Source organism: Stenotrophomonas sp. DDT-1 (assembly GCF_001580555.1).
In the GTDB taxonomy this organism is placed as follows: domain Bacteria; phylum Pseudomonadota; class Gammaproteobacteria; order Xanthomonadales; family Xanthomonadaceae; genus Stenotrophomonas; species Stenotrophomonas sepilia.
In genome coordinates this window covers 92961-110711 of the sequence record NZ_LEKR01000003.1, presented here as the reverse complement: position 1 = coordinate 110711, position 17751 = coordinate 92961, and the positions used below count along the sequence as shown (strand labels likewise).

The 17751-nt window shown below is 68.1% G+C and carries 19 protein-coding genes; 9 read left to right on the top strand and 10 right to left on the bottom strand.

Annotated elements, in window-relative coordinates:
• Positions 1 to 12 precede the first annotated feature (12 nt).
• On the bottom strand, positions 13 to 1296 hold the full coding sequence (purD, locus tag AB839_RS02550) for a phosphoribosylamine--glycine ligase (protein WP_061478173.1): 1284 nt from the start codon (positions 1294 to 1296) through the stop codon (positions 13 to 15).
• Between the two features lie 61 nt (positions 1297 to 1357).
• A complete protein-coding gene (purH, locus tag AB839_RS02545; RefSeq protein ID WP_061478172.1) occupies positions 1358 to 2941 on the bottom strand; it encodes a bifunctional phosphoribosylaminoimidazolecarboxamide formyltransferase/IMP cyclohydrolase in 1584 nt (527 codons plus the stop codon).
• Positions 2942 to 3146: 205 nt separating this feature from the next.
• On the opposite strand from purH, the gene AB839_RS02540 reads away from it, so the two are divergent.
• From AB839_RS02540 to AB839_RS02515, 6 genes are read left to right on the top strand one after another with little or no spacing between them, the layout of a single operon-like run.
• Positions 3147 to 3764 carry a CDP-alcohol phosphatidyltransferase family protein gene (locus AB839_RS02540; protein ID WP_061478171.1) on the top strand — a complete coding sequence of 206 codons (618 nt, stop codon included), beginning with the start codon at positions 3147 to 3149 and terminating at the stop codon, positions 3762 to 3764.
• 34 nt (positions 3765 to 3798) lie between these two features.
• Positions 3799 to 5550 carry a bifunctional alpha/beta hydrolase/class I SAM-dependent methyltransferase gene (locus AB839_RS02535; protein WP_061478170.1) on the top strand — a complete coding sequence of 584 codons (1752 nt, stop codon included), beginning with the start codon at positions 3799 to 3801 and terminating at the stop codon, positions 5548 to 5550.
• Complete coding sequence (locus tag AB839_RS02530) at positions 5550 to 6878, top strand: phosphatase PAP2/dual specificity phosphatase family protein (RefSeq protein WP_061478169.1); 1329 nt, start codon at positions 5550 to 5552, stop codon at positions 6876 to 6878. The genes AB839_RS02535 and AB839_RS02530 overlap by 1 nt, the downstream gene beginning before the upstream one ends.
• The gene (locus AB839_RS02525; RefSeq protein ID WP_061478168.1) at positions 6875 to 7312 is read left to right on the top strand and encodes a hypothetical protein; all 438 of its coding nucleotides are present in this window, start codon (positions 6875 to 6877) and stop codon (positions 7310 to 7312) included. The genes AB839_RS02530 and AB839_RS02525 overlap by 4 nt, the downstream gene beginning before the upstream one ends.
• A 13-nt stretch (positions 7313 to 7325) precedes the next feature.
• Complete coding sequence (locus AB839_RS02520; RefSeq protein ID WP_005419712.1) at positions 7326 to 7955, top strand: lysophospholipid acyltransferase family protein; 630 nt, start codon at positions 7326 to 7328, stop codon at positions 7953 to 7955.
• Complete coding sequence (locus tag AB839_RS02515) at positions 7952 to 8947, top strand: phosphatidate cytidylyltransferase (protein WP_061478167.1); 996 nt, start codon at positions 7952 to 7954, stop codon at positions 8945 to 8947. The genes AB839_RS02520 and AB839_RS02515 overlap by 4 nt, the downstream gene beginning before the upstream one ends.
• Before the next feature lie 95 nt (positions 8948 to 9042).
• On the opposite strand, the gene fis is transcribed toward AB839_RS02515, so the two are convergent.
• The 3 genes from fis to prmA all read right to left on the bottom strand — a co-directional run bounded on the left by fis (position 9043) and on the right by prmA (position 11166).
• Positions 9043 to 9318 (bottom strand): DNA-binding transcriptional regulator Fis, encoded by a 276-nt coding sequence (gene fis / locus AB839_RS02510; RefSeq protein WP_005419706.1) that lies wholly within the window; start codon positions 9316 to 9318, stop codon positions 9043 to 9045.
• A 115-nt stretch (positions 9319 to 9433) separates the two neighbouring features.
• On the bottom strand, positions 9434 to 10201 hold the full coding sequence (locus tag AB839_RS02505; RefSeq protein ID WP_061478166.1) for a DUF3426 domain-containing protein: 768 nt from the start codon (positions 10199 to 10201) through the stop codon (positions 9434 to 9436).
• A 44-nt stretch (positions 10202 to 10245) separates the two neighbouring features.
• Positions 10246 to 11166: a 50S ribosomal protein L11 methyltransferase gene (prmA, locus tag AB839_RS02500; protein ID WP_061478211.1), complete on the bottom strand. Its 921-nt coding sequence runs from the start codon at positions 11164 to 11166 to the stop codon at positions 10246 to 10248.
• Positions 11167 to 11330: 164 nt separating this feature from the next.
• Here prmA and AB839_RS02495 point away from each other — a divergent pair, with 164 nt between their 5' ends.
• Complete coding sequence (locus AB839_RS02495) at positions 11331 to 12296, top strand: hypothetical protein (RefSeq protein WP_061478165.1); 966 nt, start codon at positions 11331 to 11333, stop codon at positions 12294 to 12296.
• Positions 12293 to 12667: a hypothetical protein gene (locus AB839_RS02490; protein WP_061478164.1), complete on the top strand. Its 375-nt coding sequence runs from the start codon at positions 12293 to 12295 to the stop codon at positions 12665 to 12667. The genes AB839_RS02495 and AB839_RS02490 overlap by 4 nt, the downstream gene beginning before the upstream one ends.
• Before the next feature lie 130 nt (positions 12668 to 12797).
• Here the strand turns inward: AB839_RS02490 and accC are convergent, their stop codons facing one another.
• The 4 genes from accC to AB839_RS02470 all read right to left on the bottom strand — a co-directional run bounded on the left by accC (position 12798) and on the right by AB839_RS02470 (position 16179).
• Entirely contained in the window at positions 12798 to 14165 is a 1368-nt protein-coding gene (gene accC, locus AB839_RS02485; protein WP_049412937.1) for an acetyl-CoA carboxylase biotin carboxylase subunit, read from the bottom strand.
• Positions 14166 to 14175: 10 nt separating this feature from the next.
• Positions 14176 to 14655, bottom strand: a complete 480-nt coding sequence (gene accB / locus AB839_RS02480) for an acetyl-CoA carboxylase biotin carboxyl carrier protein (protein ID WP_019660824.1) — start codon at positions 14653 to 14655, stop codon at positions 14176 to 14178.
• Between the two features lie 59 nt (positions 14656 to 14714).
• The gene (gene aroQ / locus AB839_RS02475; protein ID WP_061478163.1) at positions 14715 to 15158 is read right to left on the bottom strand and encodes a type II 3-dehydroquinate dehydratase; all 444 of its coding nucleotides are present in this window, start codon (positions 15156 to 15158) and stop codon (positions 14715 to 14717) included.
• A 292-nt stretch (positions 15159 to 15450) separates the two neighbouring features.
• Positions 15451 to 16179 carry a DOPA 4,5-dioxygenase family protein gene (locus AB839_RS02470; RefSeq protein WP_061478162.1) on the bottom strand — a complete coding sequence of 243 codons (729 nt, stop codon included), beginning with the start codon at positions 16177 to 16179 and terminating at the stop codon, positions 15451 to 15453.
• A gap of 165 nt (positions 16180 to 16344) precedes the next feature.
• Between AB839_RS02470 and AB839_RS02465 the strand changes: the two genes are divergently transcribed.
• Positions 16345 to 17172 (top strand): isocitrate lyase/phosphoenolpyruvate mutase family protein, encoded by an 828-nt coding sequence (locus tag AB839_RS02465; RefSeq protein ID WP_061478161.1) that lies wholly within the window; start codon positions 16345 to 16347, stop codon positions 17170 to 17172.
• A gap of 33 nt (positions 17173 to 17205) precedes the next feature.
• Here AB839_RS02465 and AB839_RS02460 read toward each other — a convergent pair whose 3' ends face one another.
• Complete coding sequence (locus tag AB839_RS02460; RefSeq protein WP_005419691.1) at positions 17206 to 17739, bottom strand: hypothetical protein; 534 nt, start codon at positions 17737 to 17739, stop codon at positions 17206 to 17208.
• Between the last annotated feature and the right edge of the window lie 12 nt (positions 17740 to 17751).

Below are 17751 nucleotides of genomic sequence, written 5' to 3'. Positions count from 1 at the left end.
AGCGGGGGAGCCTCACCCCTCGCGTGCGATCGCGCGCCAGCCGATGTCGTTGCGGTGGAATTCGTTGGCCCAGGTCACCTTGGCCACGCCGGCATAGGCGTTGGCCTGCGCGTCGCGCACGCTGTCACCCAGCGCCGCCACGCACAGCACGCGGCCGCCGGCGCTGACCACCTGGCCCTGCGCGTCCAATGCCGTGCCGGCATGGAACACCTTGGCGCTGGCCGGCACGTCGCCCAGGCCGGAAATCACATCACCGGTGATCGGCGATTCCGGGTACGGCCGGGCGGCCATCACTACGCCCAGCGACGGGCGCGGGTCCCAGTGCGCCTGCACCTGTTCCAGCCGGCCGTCGATGGCCGCTTCGACCAGTTCGACCAGATCGGACTGCAGGCGCAACATCACCGGCTGGGTTTCCGGGTCGCCGAAGCGCACGTTGAATTCGATCACCTTCGGCGCGCCGCTGGCGTCGATCATCAGGCCCGCGTAGAGGAAACCGGTGAACGGGATGCCGTCGGCGATCATGCCCTGCACGGTCGGGTTCACCACTTCGCGCATCACGCGTGCATGCACCTCCGGCGTCACTACCGGCGCCGGCGAGTACGCGCCCATGCCACCCGTGTTGGGGCCGGTGTCGCCGTCGCCGACGCGCTTGTGGTCCTGCGAGGTGGCCATCGGCAGCGCATGCACGCCGTCCACCATCGAAATGAAGCTGGCTTCCTCGCCATCGAGGAATTCCTCGATCACCACGCGGGCGCCGGCATCGCCGAACGCGTTGCCGGAGAGCATGTCACGCACCGCGTCTTCGGCCTCGGCCAACGTCGTTGCGACGATCACGCCCTTGCCGGCGGCCAGGCCATCGGCCTTGACCACGATCGGTGCGCCCTTCTCGCAGATGTAGGCCAGGGCAGCGTCCACGTCGGTGTGCACGGCATAGAACGCGGTGGGGATGTTGTGGCGGGCCAGGAAATCCTTGGCGTAGGCCTTGCTGCCTTCCAGCTGCGCGGCGGCGGCGGTTGGCCCGAAGATGCGCAGGCCGGCGGCGCGGAAGCGGTCGACCACGCCGGCCACCAGCGGTACTTCCGGGCCGACCACGGTCAACGCCACGCCTTCAGCCTGGGCCAGCGCCAGCAGGCCGTCGATATCGGTCACCTTCACCGCCACGTTGCGGCACTTGTCTTCGCTGGCGGTACCGGCGTTGCCGGGCGCCACGATCACGTCGGTGACACGGGAGGACTGGGCCAGCTTCCATGCCAGGGCGTGTTCGCGGCCGCCGGAGCCGATGACGAGGATCTTCATGGGACAGGGTTCTCGGATACGGAAAAGAAAAGCCGGGCAGGGCCCGGCTTGGTGATGCGGATCAGTGGCGGAAGTGGCGCACGCCGGTGAACACCATGGCCAGGCCATGTTCGTCGGCGGCGGCGATCACTTCGGCATCGCGCATCGAACCGCCCGGCTGGATGACCGCCTTGATGCCGGCGGCAGCGGCGGCATCGATGCCGTCGCGGAACGGGAAGAACGCATCGGAGGCCATCACCGAACCCTCGACCACCAGGTTCGCATCGGCGGCCTTGATGCCGGCGATGCGGGCCGAGTACACGCGGCTCATCTGGCCGGCGCCGACACCGATGGTGCGGTTGTCCTTGGCATAGACGATCGCGTTGGACTTCACGAACTTGGCCACCTTCCAGGCAAACAGCAGGTCGGTGAACTGCTTGTCGGTCGGCGCCAGCTTGCTGACCACCTTCAGCTCGTCGCGGGTCATGCCGCGGTTGTCCGACGACTGCAGCAGCAGGCCCGAGCCGACGCGCTTGCTGTCGAAGTTGTTCAGGCCGTCGCCATGCGGGATGCGCAGCACGCGTACGTTGGCCTTCTTCTGCGCGTACTCCAGCGCGGCCGGCTCGTAGTCCGGGGCAATCAGCACTTCCACGAACTGGCGGTCCAGGATCACCTTGGCGGTGGCGGCGTCCAGCGGCGTGTTGAAGGCGATGATGCCGCCGAACGCGCTGGTCGGGTCGGTGGCGTAGGCCAGCTCGTAGGCATCGCCGTTGCCGGCACCGACGGCCACGCCGCACGGGTTGGCGTGCTTGACGATGACGCAGGCCGGCGCATCGAACTGGCGCACGCATTCCCACGCCGCATCGGCATCGGCCAGGTTGTTGTAGCTCAGCTCCTTGCCCTGCAGCTGCTGGAAGGTGGCCAGCGTGCCCGGCACCGGGTGCAGGTCGCGGTAGAACGCGCCGCTCTGGTGCGGGTTCTCGCCGTAGCGCAGGTCCATCACCTTCACGAAGGTGGAGTTCATCTGCGCCGGGTATTCGGCACGGGCCGGCACGGCGGCGTCGGTGGCGGTGACCGCCGACAGGTAGTTGCTGATCGCCGCATCGTACTGGGCGACGCGGTTGAACGCGGCCACCGAGAATGCGAAGCGGGTGGCAGCCGTCAGCTGGCCGTTGTTGGCCTCCAGCGAGGCCAGCAGCTCGGGGTACTGCGACGGGTCGGTGGCCACTGCCACGCGGGCGAAGTTCTTGGCCGCCGAACGCAGCATGGCCGGGCCGCCGATGTCGATGTTTTCGACCGCGTCGGCCAGGGTGCAGTCGGCCTTGGCGGTGACCGATTCGAACGGGTACAGGTTCAGCACCAGCAGGTCGATGGCGCCGATGCCGTGCTCGGCCATCACCGCGTCATCCAGGCCGGAGCGGCCCAGCAGGCCGCCGTGCACCATCGGGTGCAGGGTCTTGACCCGGCCGTCCATCATTTCCGGGAAACCGGTGACCTCGGCCACGTCCTTCACGGCCAGGCCCGCCTCGCGGATCGCCTTGGCGGTGCCGCCGGTGGACAGCAGCTCCACGCCGCGTGCCGCCAGCGCAGTGGCCAGCTCGACCAGACCGGTCTTGTCGGAAACGGAGAGGAGGGCCCGGCGGACGGGCAACAGATCAGCAGTCATGGGACGGAATCGGCAGCGGAGCGGGGCCGATATTGTAGGCGGTGGGGGCCGGTGGCGGGCGCTGGTGGTGGTAATCAACCCGCACCGATGGCCTGTGGCCGCCTTCAGCACCGTCTGGCCGGGGGGCCGCAATCAATTCGATGGGGCGCGCGGCCCCAATCGGGTAGGCTGTGCGGGAACTGCCAAGGATCAGCGGGTTCGGATCGTGTCGATCTATGCATTGAAAGGACGTTTTCAGGACCTCCTGCGTCCGGCCGTACGCGGCCTGTACCGCATGGGGATCACCGCCAATGCGGTGACAGTGGCCGCTGCCGTGGTCTCGCTGCTGGTGGCCGGCGCCGTCTGGTGCTGCGCACCGGCCCAGCCATGGCTGTACCTGCTGCTGCCGCTGTGGATGCTGCTGCGCATGGCGCTCAACGCCGTGGACGGCATGCTGGCCCGCGAATTCGGCCAGCAGTCGCGGCTGGGTGCCTATCTGAACGAATTGTGCGATGTGATCGCCGATGCGGCGCTGTACCTGAGCCTGCTCAGCGTGCCGGGCGTGCGCCCGGAGCCGCTGTGGCTGCTGGCCTGGACCGCGGCGCTGAGCGAATACGCCGGCGTGCTGGGGCTGATGGTCGGCGCCAGCCGCCGCTATGACGGCCCGATGGGCAAGAGCGACCGCGCCTTCGTGATCGGTGCGCTGGGCTTGCTGCTGGCCTTCGGCTGGGGCGGTGCACTGACGGTCAGCGGCGTGGCTGCAGCCATGGCAGTGTTGTGCGTGCTGACGATGATCAACCGGGTCCGTCGCGGACTGCGGGAAGCGGCGGTTTCGCCGAATTAATCAAGCAGATACAAAAAGACAATCAGGAGATTGCATGCGTCAGGCGCAGGAACGGGAATTCCACAGCTTCGACCAGGTACCGCTGTTCTACCGGTACTGGGCCGGCACCACCGCCACCCCGGCCACCCGGGCCATCGTGCTGCTGCACCGCGGGCACGAGCACTCCGGGCGTGTTACCCATCTGGTCGATGAGCTGGACCTGCCTGACACCGCCTTCTTCGCCTGGGATGCGCGCGGCAATGGCCGTTCGCCGGGCGCGCGTGGCGATGCACCGGGCTTTCCGGCGCTGGTGCGCGACCTGGACAGCTTCATCGCCCACATCGGCGCCGAGCATGGGATCGCGGTGGAAGACATCGTGGTGATCGCGCAGAGCGTGGGTGCCGTGGTCGCCGCCACCTGGGTGCACGACTACGCGCCACGCCTGCGCGCGCTGGTGATGGCCTCGCCGGCGTTCAAGGTGAAGCTGTACGTGCCGTTCGCACGCCCGGGCCTGGCCTTGATGCAGAAGCTGCGCGGCAACTTCTTCGTCAACAGTTACGTCAAGCCGCAATGGCTGACCCACGATCCGGCGCGGGTGGAAAGCTACCGCACCGATCCGCTGATCACCCGGCCAATCTCGGTGCGGGTGCTGCTGGGCCTGTACGAGGCGGCCGATCGCATCGTCGCCGATGCGCAGGCGATCAGCGCGCCGGTGCAGCTGCTGGTGTCCGGCTCGGACTTCGTCGTGCACCGTGGCCCGCAGGACCGCTTCTACGAGCGCCTGTCCAGCCCGATCAAGGAGCGCGTGCATCTGCCAGGCTTCTTCCACGACACGCTGGGCGAGCGTGATCGGGCACCGGCACTGGCGCGCATCCGCAGCTTCATCCAGGCGCGTTTCGCCGAGCCGTTGCGCGAGCTGTCGCGCCGCGATGCGCACCGCCATGGGCCGACCTTCGAGGAATCGGAGATCCTGGCCTGGCCACCGGAACGCAACAGCCTGGCCGACCTGCGCTGGCGCGTGGTGCGTGGCGGCCTGCGTTTCGGTGGCACGTTGTCCGAAGGCATCGCGCTGGGCCTGCAGACCGGTTTCGATTCGGGCAGCACGCTGGACTACATCTATCGCGACGAAGCACGTGGCAAGGGCCCGTTGGGTCGCCTGGTCGACCGCAACTACCTGGATGCGATCGGCTGGCGCGGCATCCGCATTCGCGGTCGGCACCTGCAGGAACTGCTGCGCGATGCCGCCCAGCGCCTGCGCGGGCAGGGCACGCCGGTGCGCGTGCTGGACGTGGCCGCTGGCCATGGCCGTTATGTACTGGAAGCGCTGGGCCAGGGCGAGCAACGCGCCGAGCGCATCGTGCTGCGCGACTTCAGCGGTCTGAACGTGACCCAGGGCCAGGCGTTGATCGAGCGCCTCGGTGCGTCCGACATCGCCCGTTTCGAGCAGGGCGATGCGTTCGATCCGGTGCAGCTGGCGCAGGTCGACCCGGCGCCGACACTGGCGGTGGTATCGGGGCTGTACGAACTGTTCCCCGACAACGACGCCGTGCTGCGCTCGCTGCAGGGCATCGCCGCAACGGTGCCGATGGGTGGCTACCTGGCCTACACCGGCCAGCCCTGGCACCCGCAGCTGGAGTTCATCGCCCGCGCGCTGACCAGTCATCGTGGTGGCGCTGCGTGGGTGATGCGCCGCCGCACCCAGCAGGAAATGGATGAACTGGTGCGCCTGGCCGGGTTCGAGAAAGTGGCGCAGCGCATCGATGACTTCGGCATCTTCACTGTGTCGCTGGCACGCCGGACCGCGTGATGGCGACGCTGGCTGCAACTCCGCTTGCCACGGCGGGGCGCCCCTGGCGGCGCGCGCTGCTGTGGCTGGCCCTGCTGGGCCCGTTCTTCTTTGCCAGCTACGGCTTCGCCAACTGGATGGCCGGCCGCCACGCCGAACTGCCGGTGATGGCGTTCGGCTGGGAAACGCAGATTCCGTTCGTGCCATGGACGATCGTGCCGTACTGGTCGATCGACCTGTTCTACGCAATCTCGTTCTTCCTGTGCCGGCAGCGCCTCGAACTGGACCGGCACGCATTGCGGCTGTTCAGTGCACAGCTGATCGCGGTGACCTGTTTCCTGCTGTGGCCGCTGCGCTTCAGTTTCGAGCGGCCGGAGATCGGCGGCGTGTTCGGCTGGCTGTTCGATGTGCTGCTGGGTTTCGACAAGCCGTTCAACCAGGCGCCATCGCTGCACATCGTGCTGCTGATCGTGCTGTGGGTGAAGTTCGCGCAGTACCTGCACGGTGCCTGGCGCTGGGTACTGCATGTGTGGGCGCTGCTGATCGGTGTCTCGGTGCTGACCACGTTCCAGCATCATTTCATCGACATCCCGACCGGCCTGCTGGCCGGCTGGCTGTGCGTGTGGTTGTGGCCGGAGCAGGGCACGCCACCGCTGCGGGCCTGGCGCATCGCGCGGCATGCCAAGCGGTGGCGATTGGCTGCGCTGTACCTGCTGGGGGCCGCTGTGCTGCTGGTGCCGGTGGTCCTGCTGCGGGGTACGGCGTTGTGGTTGCTGTGGCCGGTGGTGTCGCTGCTGCTGGTGGCGCTGGCCTATGCCGGTCTGGGTACGGCGGTGTTCCAGAAGCGCGCCGATGGTCGCCTGACCATGGCGGCACGCTGGCTGCTGGCACCGTACCTGGGCGCCGCCTGGATCAACTCGCGGCTGTGGACACGGCGTGCGCCGCAACCGGTGCCGGTGCTGGACGGCGTGTGGCTGGGCCGGATTCCCTGCACGGTATTGCCGGCACCTTTGGTGGGCGTGGTCGATGCCTGCGCCGAGCTGTCCTGCCGCGCGCCGGGCGCGGCGTATGCCAGCGTGCCGATGCTGGATCTGGTGGTGCCCACGCCGCACCAGTTGCGCGAGGCGGCCGAGGCCATCGAACGGCTGCGGGTACAGGGGCCGCTGCTGGTGTGCTGCGCATTGGGTTACTCACGCAGTGCCGCCAGCGTGGCGACGTGGCTGCTGCGCACGGGCCGTGCCGCGGAAGTCGAGGCGGCGGTCGCCATCGTGCGTGCGGCACGCCCCGGCATCGTGCTGGGCCCGGAGCATCTGCAAGCCATCACCGCAGCGGCTGGAGGACGCGCATGAGTGCCGTTCCCGATCTGGCGACCATGCAGCTGCTGCTGCGCCAGGGACGCTGGCCCGCGCTGCTGTCACTGGGGCTGCTGCTGGTGGCGCTGCTGCTGCTGGGCATCGAACCGGGGCTGGCGATGATCGCCGCCGGGCTGTTGCTGCTCAGTGTGGGCGCTGGGCTCATGCAGGCCTACCATGCATGGCGGGTCGGGCTGGACGCGAGCCTGCTGCAGCTGTTGCGCGATGAAGGCCTGGACGGCGAAGCCGCTGCACGCCGTACCGACCAGCTGCTGCAGGACAGTGGCCTGCGCCGCACACCGGCCGATGCGCCGCTGCGCGGCTGGGACGTGCGTTGGGCCGGCATGCGCCGGCTGCTGCTGCGCCAGTACCTGCTGACAGCAGTGCAGGCCGCACTACTGGTGCTGGCCTTAGTGTGGCCGCAGACGTGAACGGGAGGGGCCGATGTTCGCCGAACTGATTGCACGCGCCTGCAGTGGCGCGATCCACGTGGTGACCGGCGCCCGTGCGCTGTGGATCGGCTGTGCGCCGTCCAGCGAGCGCCGCGTGTACTACGGCAACCACGCCAGCCATGGTGACTTCGTGCTGATCTGGTCGTCGATGCCGCCCGCGCTGCGGCGACAGGTACGCCCGGTGGCCGCCGCCGAATACTGGCAGCGCGACGGCCTGCGCCGCTACCTGATCGATGCGGTGTTCAATGGTGTACTGGTAGAGCGTGAGGCCGGGCATCGCCAGCAGGACCCGTTGCAGGTGCTGCGCGATGCGGTGGACGAAGAGTGCTCGCTGATCCTGTTCCCGGAAGGCACGCGCAATGTGGGCGATGAGCCGCTGCTGCCGTTCAAGAGCGGCATCTACCACCTGGCGCGGCAACGGCCGGAGCTGGAGTTCGTGCCGGTGTGGATCGACAACCTGAAGCGGGTGATGCCGAAGGGCCGGTTCCTGCCGCTGCCGCTGCTGTGCACGGCTACGTTCGGCACGCCGCTGCGGCTGCAGGCCGACGAGGACAAGGCCGCATTCCTGGCCCGCAGCCGGCAGGCGCTGCTGGACCTGGCGCCGAATGGAGGGCGCGCATGAGCTATCTGATGGACGTGTCCGGCGACCTGGCCGCGCGCAGCGTGGGCCAGCAGACCGGCCTGCTGTTTGCCGGCGTCGGCGCGGTGCTGGTGCTGGCCACGCTGGTGGCCGAGACCCTGCGCTGGCGGCAGCGTGGGCAGCCCAGTGCGGTGATCGCCAACCTGGTGTCGCGCATCCGCGCCTGGTGGGTGATGGCGATCGTGGTCGGGCTGGCGCTGTTCTTCGGTCGCGCCGGGGTGATCGTACTGTTTGCGATCATCTCGCTGTTCGCGCTGCGCGAGTTCATCACTCTGGCACCGACCCGCTCGGGCGACTACTACGCGCTGCTGGCCGCGTTCTACATCGTGCTGCCGTGGCAGTACTACCTGGTGTGGATCGACTGGTACGGCATGTACACGCTGCTGATCCCGGTCTATGCGTTCCTGTTCCTGCCGATCCTGTCGACCATCGGTGGTGACACCACGCACTACCTGGAGCGGACGGCGAAGGTGCAGTGGGGGCTGATGATCTGCGTGTTCTGCATTTCGCATGTGCCGCTGCTGCTCAACCTGCATGTGCCCGGGCATGACCCGGCGCGCAACGTGCTGCTGTTTGCCTTCCTGGTGATCGTGGTGCAGTCCTCGGATGTGCTGCAGTACATCTGGGGCAAGCTGCTGGGCCGGCACCTGATCGCCCCGAAGCTGTCGCCGTCGAAGACGGTGGAGGGCTTCGTGGGCGGCGTGCTGAGTGCCAGCGCGCTGGGAGCGGCGCTGTGGTGGATCACCCCGTTCACGCCGCTGCAGGCGTTCGGCCTGTCGCTGCTGATCAACCTGATGGGGTTCTGGGGCGGCCTGGTGATGTCGGCGATCAAGCGCGACCGTGGCATCAAGGACTGGGGCCACATGATCGAGGGCCATGGCGGCATGCTCGACCGGCTGGATTCGGTGTGCTTCGCCGCGCCCGTGTTCTTCCATGTGGTGAGGTACTACTGGAAGGCGGGCGGAGGCGGCTGATTCTGCCGGGCTTCGATCCACGCATGGCGTGGATCTACCGGTCCTGCCATCGTTCATGGGGTTGCCGGCCAGCGGCCGGCACTACCCACGCGCGCTTACGCGCTGATGCCGTATTCCTTCAGCTTCTTGCGCAGGGTGGCGCGGTGGATGCCCAGCATCGCTGCGGCGCGGCTCTGGTTGCCTTCGCAGTGGTTGAGCACTTCCACGAACAGCGGGATTTCCATCTCGCGCAGCACGATCTCGTAGACATCGTCCGCGTCGCAGCCATCAAGGTCACGCAGGTAGCGGCGCACGGACTGGGCGACGTGTTCACGCAGCGGTGGCCGGGGAGCGCCACGACTGTTGTCAGGACGAGAGAGGACAGCGTTCAAGGGGGTTCCCGATTCGGTTGGCCCGTGCGCGCGGAGCGCGCGGCCGGACGAGGTGGTGGCGGCCAGTCTAGCGCGAGCGTGCCCGACCTGCCACGGCTGGTCGCCTCTATCCTGCTCAGAGGAAGTCGAAGGTGAATGCGACGGTGGATGCGGCGGGTTCCTGCACGCGGAACGCAATGCGTGCACTCTGGCCCGGTTCCAGCACGGCCGCGCCGGGGTTCTCGCCGAGGTACTGCGCCGGTACGAACACGCCGCTGCCGATCACCCGGCCATCGGCGTCAGACAGCGACAGGCGCAGATCCGGCCAGGCCTGTGCCCAGCGTGCATCGTTGCGGATGCTGGCCTGCACCTGCAGTACGCCGGCCTGGCCCGGCAGGGGGCGGATCTCGCGGCTGGTCATGGTGAACGCGGTGGGTTCATGCCAGGCCGGCAGGCTGCAGCGCAATACGCCGCACAGTGCGCCCAGCCAGGCGCGGTTGCCGGCGTCGGCGGCCAGTCGCGCACGATCGGCCAGCACGCTCTGCAGGACCAGCAGCAGTGCCAGTCCGGCGACCAGCCCCCAGTGCCAGCGTGGCGTCGGCAGTGCGCGTGGCCGCGAGGTGCCCAGGAAACTGGGTGCATCCCCAGCCACGGCCTGCGGGGCCGGAACGGCAAGGACGGGTTCGATCACGGCCGCTTCGTCGGGGTTGACGATGTCATCGCTCGGTCGCGTTTCCGCCATCGGTGGCAGCGCCGCTTCGAGGGGGGCGCGGGCTTGGGCTGGCGGGATGTCCTGCATCGCCGGGTCGGGCGTGCGTGAATCGGTCGCAGGTGCAGCCTCGCCTTCCGACGCGGGGCGCAGGAAGGTGGCCAAGGGGCGGCGCGGCGGGTTCGGCTCGGACATGCTCAGAGGGTGCGGGCTCGGATCCAGCGGTCATTCAATCACGATCAGGCGCGGCGTACGCCGGTGATGCGCATCCAGTCGCCATCCTGGGTCGCCTGCAGGTCGTCGAACCACGCGGCGTAGCGCTGCAGCAGTTCGCCTTCCTGGCCATGCAGGATGCCGGACAGGGCGATGCGGCCGCCGGCAGCGACGCGCGCGGCCAGCAGCTCGGCCAACGCGTCCAGTGCCGAGGCAAGGATGTTGGCGACCACGATCGGGTAGGTGGCGACCGGTTCGTCCTGCGGCAGGTACACGTGCATGCGCGCCTGCTCGCCGTTGCGCTCGGCATTGTCGGCGGTGGCGACCAGCGCCTGTGGATCGTTGTCCACGCCGACCGCTTCGGCGGCACCCAGCTTCAGCGCGGCCAGGGCGAGGATGCCCGAGCCGCAGCCGAAGTCGAGCACGCGCTGGCCCTGCAACTGGCCGTCCACGGCCAGCTGGTCCAGCCAGCGCAGGCACAGGGCGGTGGTCGGGTGGGTGCCCGAGCCGAAGGCCAGGCCCGGGTCCAGCCGCACCACGGCGGCATCGGCGGCCTGCGCGGCGTCCGGCAGTTCATGGTTCCACGGCACGATCCAGGTACGGCTGCCGAAATCCATCGGCTGGAACTGGTCCAGCCAGGCGCGTTCCCAGTCTTCATCCTCGACGGCGCGGAAACTGCCGTTGCTCCAGTCCAGTTCCGGATCGAACGATTCCAGCGCGGCCAGCAGCAAAAGCGCATTGCTGTCGGCGGGGAACAGTGCGCTCAGCACCAGGGTGTCCCACAGCGGCGTTTCACCCACGCCGGGTTCGAGGATGGCCTGTTCGTTGCTGGTGTCGGCTTCGGCATCGAGCAGGGTCACGGCCAGTGCGCCGACGTCCTCCAGCGCATTTTCATAGCGGGGCTGGGTGGCTTCGGTGCAGCGCAGGGTCAGTTCCAGGAACGGCATGGCGGTGGGGGCAATCACGGGAAAGGGGGCCATGCTAGACCATCGGAGCGTCTCCGTATCGCGTGAGATGCCACCTTGAGATGAACGGGGGCAGTTCAGACAGGCCTGCCGGGCCTTGCTAAACTCGGCACTTTCCTGTGCGCCGTGAACGCTCACCGCCGCCGATGGCTTTCGCCCCGACCCTGAAAACCTGGTTGCTCGTGCTGCCGGCGGTGGCCGTGCTGGGCGTGGCCGGGTACCGGGCCAGCGGCCATGCGGCGGGCGTGGCATCACCGTCGCCGGACCTGCCGACCGTCGTGGCCAGCCGCGACAGCGGAGCGGCGTTGCCGGTGGTGCCGGAAGCCCTGGCGCGCCGGCTGGCCACCGTCGAGCGCGGCAACACGCTGCCGTCGGGCCTGCCGTTGGACCTCCGCGCCGACATCGAAGACGCCAGCGATCTGTACGCCTACGCCCAGCGACTGCGCGTGCAGGCCGATACAGGTAACCATGAAGCGCGCTGGATGCTCAGCCGCGTGTATGACTATTGCGCGCAGTACGCACTCGATCCGGGTGGCTACCGCTTGGACAACAACGTGTTGAGCGGGTTGGGCCTGACCGTGGCGCCGGCGATGATCGAGGCCCGCGAGCGCGTGGCGCAGCGGTGTGGCGGCTTCGTTCCGGGCGACAAGCTGGGCGCTGCGCTGGTGCTGGCCGAACGCCGCAAGGCGGCCGCGCAGGGCAACCTCGCCGCAGAAGCATCGTTGTTCGCCGAGGGTGAGCCGTTGCATGACAGTGCCGAGTACCGCCGCGACCTGGTCGAACGCGTGCGCACTTCGCGTGACCCGGAGGCCTATATGGCGATCGCGCCGGGCATGGGCGTGCGTGCCGCCGGTGACAGCGCACTCGACGGCCTGGTGGCGGGCGAACAGCTCAGTGAGCTTGCATGGCGGCTTGCGGCCTGCGAACTCGGTCTACCGTGTGGAGCGGACAGCGTGCTGGTCAACAGTTTTTGTGCGAACGGAGGGATCTGTTCGCAGGATGGAGCGCAGGATTTCCGGGATTTCGTGTATGACGCTGCGGTATCGCGGCAAGGTGCTGGGAAAATGAAGGAATGGATCAAGCGATTGATTGGAAAGAGGGACGGGCGATGAATTACCGTCGATTCCTGCATGGGGCCAAGTTCTGGTTCTGGGTGGTGCTGTTCGTGGCCTACTCTGCCGGTGCGGTCGGCCTGCTGATGATCGATACCTACGAGGATCGGTACCGGCATCTGTCGAAGGTGGAACTGACCACGGTGAAGGCGCAGGAAGACGTGCGCCGCGCCGGCGCCAGCCAGGTCGCTGCGGTCTATCGCGCGCAGACGGGCATGCCGTTCGCTTCACTGCCGGCTGGCAGCACCTTCCAGGTAGTGTGGCCGGATGGCTCGACCGAGACCATGGTGATCGTCGATCCGACCTCGCCCAATGGCGTGCGGCCGCTGGCCAATTCGCAGATTCCGGCCGACGTGGCCGACAAGCGCTGATGCGCCGGCTGTAGAGCCGAGCCCACGCTCGGCTGAGCTTTCCAGCAAGCCGAGCATGGGCTCGGCTCTACAGCAACAAAAAAAGGGCGGGGATATCCCCGCCCTTTCCATGTCCAGCATCGGGTGACGATCAGGTCAGCGCGATCGGCTTGTTCTTGCGCTCGGCAAGGCGCTTTTCCAGGTAGTGGATGTTCTGTCCACCGGCCTGGAAGCCCTTGTCGCGCATGATCCGCTGCTGCAGGGCGATGTTGGTCTTGATGCCATCGACCACCATCTCGCTCAGCGCCACCCGCATGCGGGCGATGGCGGTTTCGCGGTCCGGGCCGTGCACGATCAGCTTGCCGATCATCGAGTCGTAGTTGGACGGCACGCGATAGCCACTGTAGATGTGGGTATCCACGCGCACGCCGGGGCCGCCCGGCGGATGGAAGCCGGTGATGGTGCCCGGGCTCGGCACGAAGGTCTCAGCATCTTCGGCGTTGATGCGGCACTCGATGGCATGGCCGGTCAGTACCACGTCACTCTGCTTGATCGACAGCTTCTGGCCAGCGGCGATCTTCAGCTGCTCGGCCACCAGGTCGATGCCGGTGACCATTTCGGTGACCGGATGTTCCACCTGGATGCGGGTGTTCATTTCGATGAAGTAGAAGCGGCCGTCCTCGTACAGGAACTCGAACGTGCCCGCGCCACGGTAGCCGATGCGGATGCAGGCTTCGGTGCATACCTTGCCGATCTGCTCGCGCTGTTCGGCGGTGATGCCCGGTGCCGGTGCTTCTTCCACCACCTTCTGGTGGCGGCGCTGCATCGAGCAGTCGCGTTCGCCGAGGTGGATGGCGTTGCCCTGGCCGTCGGCCAGCACCTGGATCTCCACGTGGCGCGGGTTCTCCAGGAACTTCTCCATGTAGACCTCGCCATTGCCGAACGCGGCCTTGGCCTCGCTCTTGGTGGTTTCGATCGAGGTCTTGAGCGAGGCTTCGGCGTGCACGACGCGCATGCCACGGCCACCGCCACCGCCGGCCGCCTTGATGATGACCGGATAACCGATCTCACGGGCGATCTTGGTGTTGGCGACGATGTCCTCGCCCAGCGGGCCGCCCGAGCCGGGCACGCACGGCACGCCGGCGGCCTTCATCGCGCGGATGGCTTCGACCTTGTCACCCATCATGCGGATGGTGTCAGCCTTGGGGCCGATGAAGATGAAGCCCGACTCTTCCACGCGCTCGGCGAAGTCGGCGTTCTCCGACAGGAAGCCGTAGCCCGGGTGGATGGCCTGGGCGTCGGTGACTTCAGCGGCGGCGATCAGTGCCGGGATGTTGAGGTAGCTCTGCGGCGACGGCGCCGGACCGATGCAGACCGACTCGTCGGCCATGGCCACGTGCTTGAGGTTGCGGTCGACCGTGGAATGCACGGCCACCGTGCGGATGCCGAGGGTGTGGCACGCGCGCAGGATGCGCAGCGCGATCTCCCCTCGGTTGGCGATGACGACTTTGTCGAGCATGGCGCGCCCCTCAGCCGATCACGAACAGCGGCTGGTCGAACTCCACCGGCTGGCCGTTCTCGCCGAGGATGGCGACGATGGTGCCGGACGTGTCGGCTTCGATCGGATTGAACATCTTCATCGCTTCGATGATGGCCAGGGTTTCGCCTTCCTTGACCTGCTGGCCCACGGTGACGAAGGCCGGCTTGTCCGGGGCGGACGAGGCATAGAACGTGCCGACCATCGGCGAGCGCAGCACATGGCCTTCCGGCAGCGCCGGGCCCGGCTTGGCGGTGCCGCCGGTGGACGCTTCGGTCGGCGACTGCATCGGCATCGCCTGCGCCGCCGGCGCCGCCGGGGCGGCGTACACCGGAGCTGCGACCGGCGCGGCATAACCAGCGACCGGAGCGCGCGACAGGCGCACCGACTCTTCGCCTTCCTTGATTTCGATTTCAGCCAGGTTCGACTCTTCCAGCAGGTCGATCAGCTTCTTGATTTTGCGCAGATCCATGAGGGCCTCTTTGGTTTCTATCTAGGTGAGGAGAGCGCCGTGGGCGCCCGGGTCGACAATCAGGTGGCGGATACGCGCAGCAGCGCCGCGTCCATCGCGTAGCGGTAGCTGTCGGCACCGAAGCCGCACACCACGCCCACCGCCTTGTCACTGAAGTAGCTGTGCTGGCGGAACGGTTCGCGGGTATGCGGGTTGGACAGGTGGATCTCGATGAACGGCACCGCCACCGCTGCCAGCGCATCGCGCAGGGCCACCGAGGTGTGGGTGAAGGCGGCGGGGTTGATCAGGATGAAAGCGGTTCCGTCGTTGCGCGCAGCCTGCACGCGGTCGACCAGCACATGCTCGGCGTTGGACTGCAGGCTCTCCACGGCGTGCCCGGCAATGGATGCCTGCGCGGCCAGGGCCTGGTCGATGTCGGCCAGCGTGGTGTGGCCGTACACCTCCGGCTCGCGGGTGCCGAGCAGGTTGAGGTTGGGGCCGTGAAGGACCAGCAGCTTCGCCATGGGATGCGGAAGACGGGAAAGGGCGGCAGTCTGGCGGAACCGGCGGATGCTGTCCAGTTCGGCGAAGTTTGCAACGTTTCAATCGTCCGTTTGAAATTCGCCGCAGGGCTTGTCGCCGTACGGCGGGCGCTGGATCAAGGCGCGCTGAACGGCGTGCTTGCGGTGGATGCGAGCACGTAGGCCGACGATCACGTCCGGGCCGCTCATCGGCACAGCCACACCCTGTGTGGATGAGGAGGCGTAGGGCGCAGCCGCTGTGCCCTTACCAGGGAGTTGCCTGTCAGCCGATCGCTCAGGTCTCCAACGGTACCGTCGGCACCACGTTCGGGAATACCTCCTCCAACGGCTCCTGTTCCCCCGGTTGCGGCGCCGGCCAGTTGTAGGCGTTCACCGGCTGCGCGCGGTTCACCCACAACGCGTAGTACAGGTGATCGGCGCGACCGTCGCCGGTGTTGGGGTGGATCAGGATGGTCAGGCCCAGGCTGTTGAGCTGCAGCCACGGCACCAGCACCGGCAGCAGGTCGTTGGTGAAGCCGAAGTAGAAAGAGGGCGTGACGTGCGGGCCACGCGGCTCCAGGTTCCAGTTGCCCAGCTCCACCGGGAAGCGCTCGGCGGCCCAGCGCCGCAGCAGGGCTGCCTTCTCGAAGCTGTCCTCATCGAAATAGATATGGGCGTGGTAGCTCTTGATGTCGGTGTAGGCGCGCGGGGCGGTGGGCAACGTGGCCTCGCCGGGGCGCACGCTGACCGGGCGCGGGGTCGGTTCGCTGGCCGTGGCCTGGCCCCAGGGGCTGCGGCCCTTGGACGCTGGCGGAACGATGGCGCGGAAGCCAGGTCGCCCGGGTTCGGTGGTGTTCACGGCGCTGCCGACGCGCGCGGCGGCGGTGGCGGTGGACGCGCTGGCCAGGCCGCCGGCGGCCAGGCCGGCCGACGCGATCAGGCGCCGGCGGGCGGGCGAAAGCAGGTCGGCCCAGTGGGCGTCATCGTCGCCCGCGTCGATGAGGGGCTGCGGGTCCGGGTGCATGAGGGGCTCCGTGGCGGCATTGTGGGGGCAGGCGTTCACGCTCGGGCACGGCTGCCGGTGGCGTCCAATAAGCAGCCGGCATCACTTCATGCACGGCTGCCTTCGTCGCCTTGAGCGCGACCGAACGGCGGGCTAGGGTGCAGGTCTGCCGCCCCGGAGCCCGCCATGGCCTCGCCTGATGCCGACACCCTGCGCAAGCGCGCCAGCTTCCGCCAGTTGCATGCAGCAGGATGCTTCGTGCTGCCTAACCCGTGGGACGTGGGCAGTGCGCGCTATCTGCAACGGCAGGGCTTCCAGGCCTTGGCCACGACCAGTGCCGGCTGCGCCTGGAGTGAGGGGCGGCCGGACGGCGCGGTATCGCTGCAGGCCACGCTGGAGCACCTGCGACTGATGGCGGCGGCGACCCCGTTGCCGTTGAATGCCGACTTCGGTGATGGTTTCGGCGCTACGCCACAGGCGGTGGAGGAGGCGGTGGCCGCGGCGCTCGATACCGGCATTGCGGCGTTGTCGATCGAGGACGCCAGCGGCCTGGCCGATGCACCACTGAGGCCCATCGAGCAGGCGGTCGAGCGACTGCGCGCGGCGCGTGCGGCCATCGACCGCGCGGGCGGCGACGTGCTGCTGGTCGGGCGAGCGGAGAACTTCTTCGTGGGCGTACCGGATCTGCAGGATACCCTGCGGCGCCTGCGTGCCTACGCCGAGGCCGGAGCCGATGTGCTGTACGCACCGGGCATCAGTACGCGCGAGCAGATCAGTGCGGTGGTCGCCGCCGCGGGCTCCAGGCCGGTGAACCTGCTGGTCGCTGGCCCCACAGCACTGAGCCTGCAGGACATCGCCGCACTTGGCGTTCGCCGGGTCAGCCTGGGCGGTGCGCTGGCGCGTGCCGCGTGGGGTGGACTGATGCAGGCGACCCAGCCGATCGTGCAGGACGGACGCTTCGATGGTCTGCAGCAGGCGGCGTCCGGGGCTGCCTTGAACGCGTTGTTCCAGTAGCCCCGCGCCCTGCATGGCGGGAAGGGCCGGCGACTACAACGCCTCGATCTCCCGCTTGGGCAGGATCACGCCGGGTTCCAGCGCTGGCAGCAGTTGGCGAAGCAGGCGCGGATTGTCCTGCAGCCCCGTGCCGTCCAGATACGTCCAGCCGGAACCGCCAATGCGGCGCACGGCCACCATGAACGTGGTGCTGCGCATCGGGGTTTCACGCACCCGCACCAGGGATTGGCGTGGCACGAAGCAGACTTCTTCCTCCCCGGCCGCATAGGTCCGGGTCGGCACACCGACGTCCTCGCTGATGACCACCACGCCGCCGCTGTGCTGCTTCTTCAACGCATCGCGGGTGATCGCCTGGAAGGCCTCATCGCCGCCGGCCAGCCGCTTGAGGCTGGGATGCGTGCGCTCGATGAGGAAGTCCGCATCCCCGCGGGCGTAGGCAGTCATCAGGGCGCGCACATCTTCGCGCAGGGCCTTCGCGTCACTGGGACTGAGTTCACCCGCGAAGGCGGATGGCAGCAACAGCGACAGCAGCAGCGTCAGTATCGTCAGGGGCAGGCGTCGATCCATGTCCGGATGTCC

Coding starts and splice junctions, on each gene's coding strand:
- purD (WP_061478173.1), bottom strand. CDS start 1,296: ATGAAGATCCTCGTCATCGGCTCCGGCGGCCGCGAACACGCCCTGGCA.
- purH (WP_061478172.1), bottom strand. CDS start 2,941: ATGACTGCTGATCTGTTGCCCGTCCGCCGGGCCCTCCTCTCCGTTTCC.
- AB839_RS02535 (WP_061478170.1), top strand. CDS start 3,799: ATGCGTCAGGCGCAGGAACGGGAATTCCACAGCTTCGACCAGGTACCG.
- AB839_RS02530 (WP_061478169.1), top strand. CDS start 5,550: ATGGCGACGCTGGCTGCAACTCCGCTTGCCACGGCGGGGCGCCCCTGG.
- AB839_RS02525 (WP_061478168.1), top strand. CDS start 6,875: ATGAGTGCCGTTCCCGATCTGGCGACCATGCAGCTGCTGCTGCGCCAG.
- AB839_RS02520 (WP_005419712.1), top strand. CDS start 7,326: ATGTTCGCCGAACTGATTGCACGCGCCTGCAGTGGCGCGATCCACGTG.
- AB839_RS02515 (WP_061478167.1), top strand. CDS start 7,952: ATGAGCTATCTGATGGACGTGTCCGGCGACCTGGCCGCGCGCAGCGTG.
- AB839_RS02505 (WP_061478166.1), bottom strand. CDS start 10,201: ATGTCCGAGCCGAACCCGCCGCGCCGCCCCTTGGCCACCTTCCTGCGC.
- prmA (WP_061478211.1), bottom strand. CDS start 11,166: ATGCCGTTCCTGGAACTGACCCTGCGCTGCACCGAAGCCACCCAGCCC.
- AB839_RS02495 (WP_061478165.1), top strand. CDS start 11,331: ATGGCTTTCGCCCCGACCCTGAAAACCTGGTTGCTCGTGCTGCCGGCG.
- AB839_RS02490 (WP_061478164.1), top strand. CDS start 12,293: ATGAATTACCGTCGATTCCTGCATGGGGCCAAGTTCTGGTTCTGGGTG.
- accC (WP_049412937.1), bottom strand. CDS start 14,165: ATGCTCGACAAAGTCGTCATCGCCAACCGAGGGGAGATCGCGCTGCGC.
- accB (WP_019660824.1), bottom strand. CDS start 14,655: ATGGATCTGCGCAAAATCAAGAAGCTGATCGACCTGCTGGAAGAGTCG.
- aroQ (WP_061478163.1), bottom strand. CDS start 15,158: ATGGCGAAGCTGCTGGTCCTTCACGGCCCCAACCTCAACCTGCTCGGC.
- AB839_RS02470 (WP_061478162.1), bottom strand. CDS start 16,179: ATGCACCCGGACCCGCAGCCCCTCATCGACGCGGGCGACGATGACGCC.
- AB839_RS02465 (WP_061478161.1), top strand. CDS start 16,345: ATGGCCTCGCCTGATGCCGACACCCTGCGCAAGCGCGCCAGCTTCCGC.
- AB839_RS02460 (WP_005419691.1), bottom strand. CDS start 17,739: ATGGATCGACGCCTGCCCCTGACGATACTGACGCTGCTGCTGTCGCTG.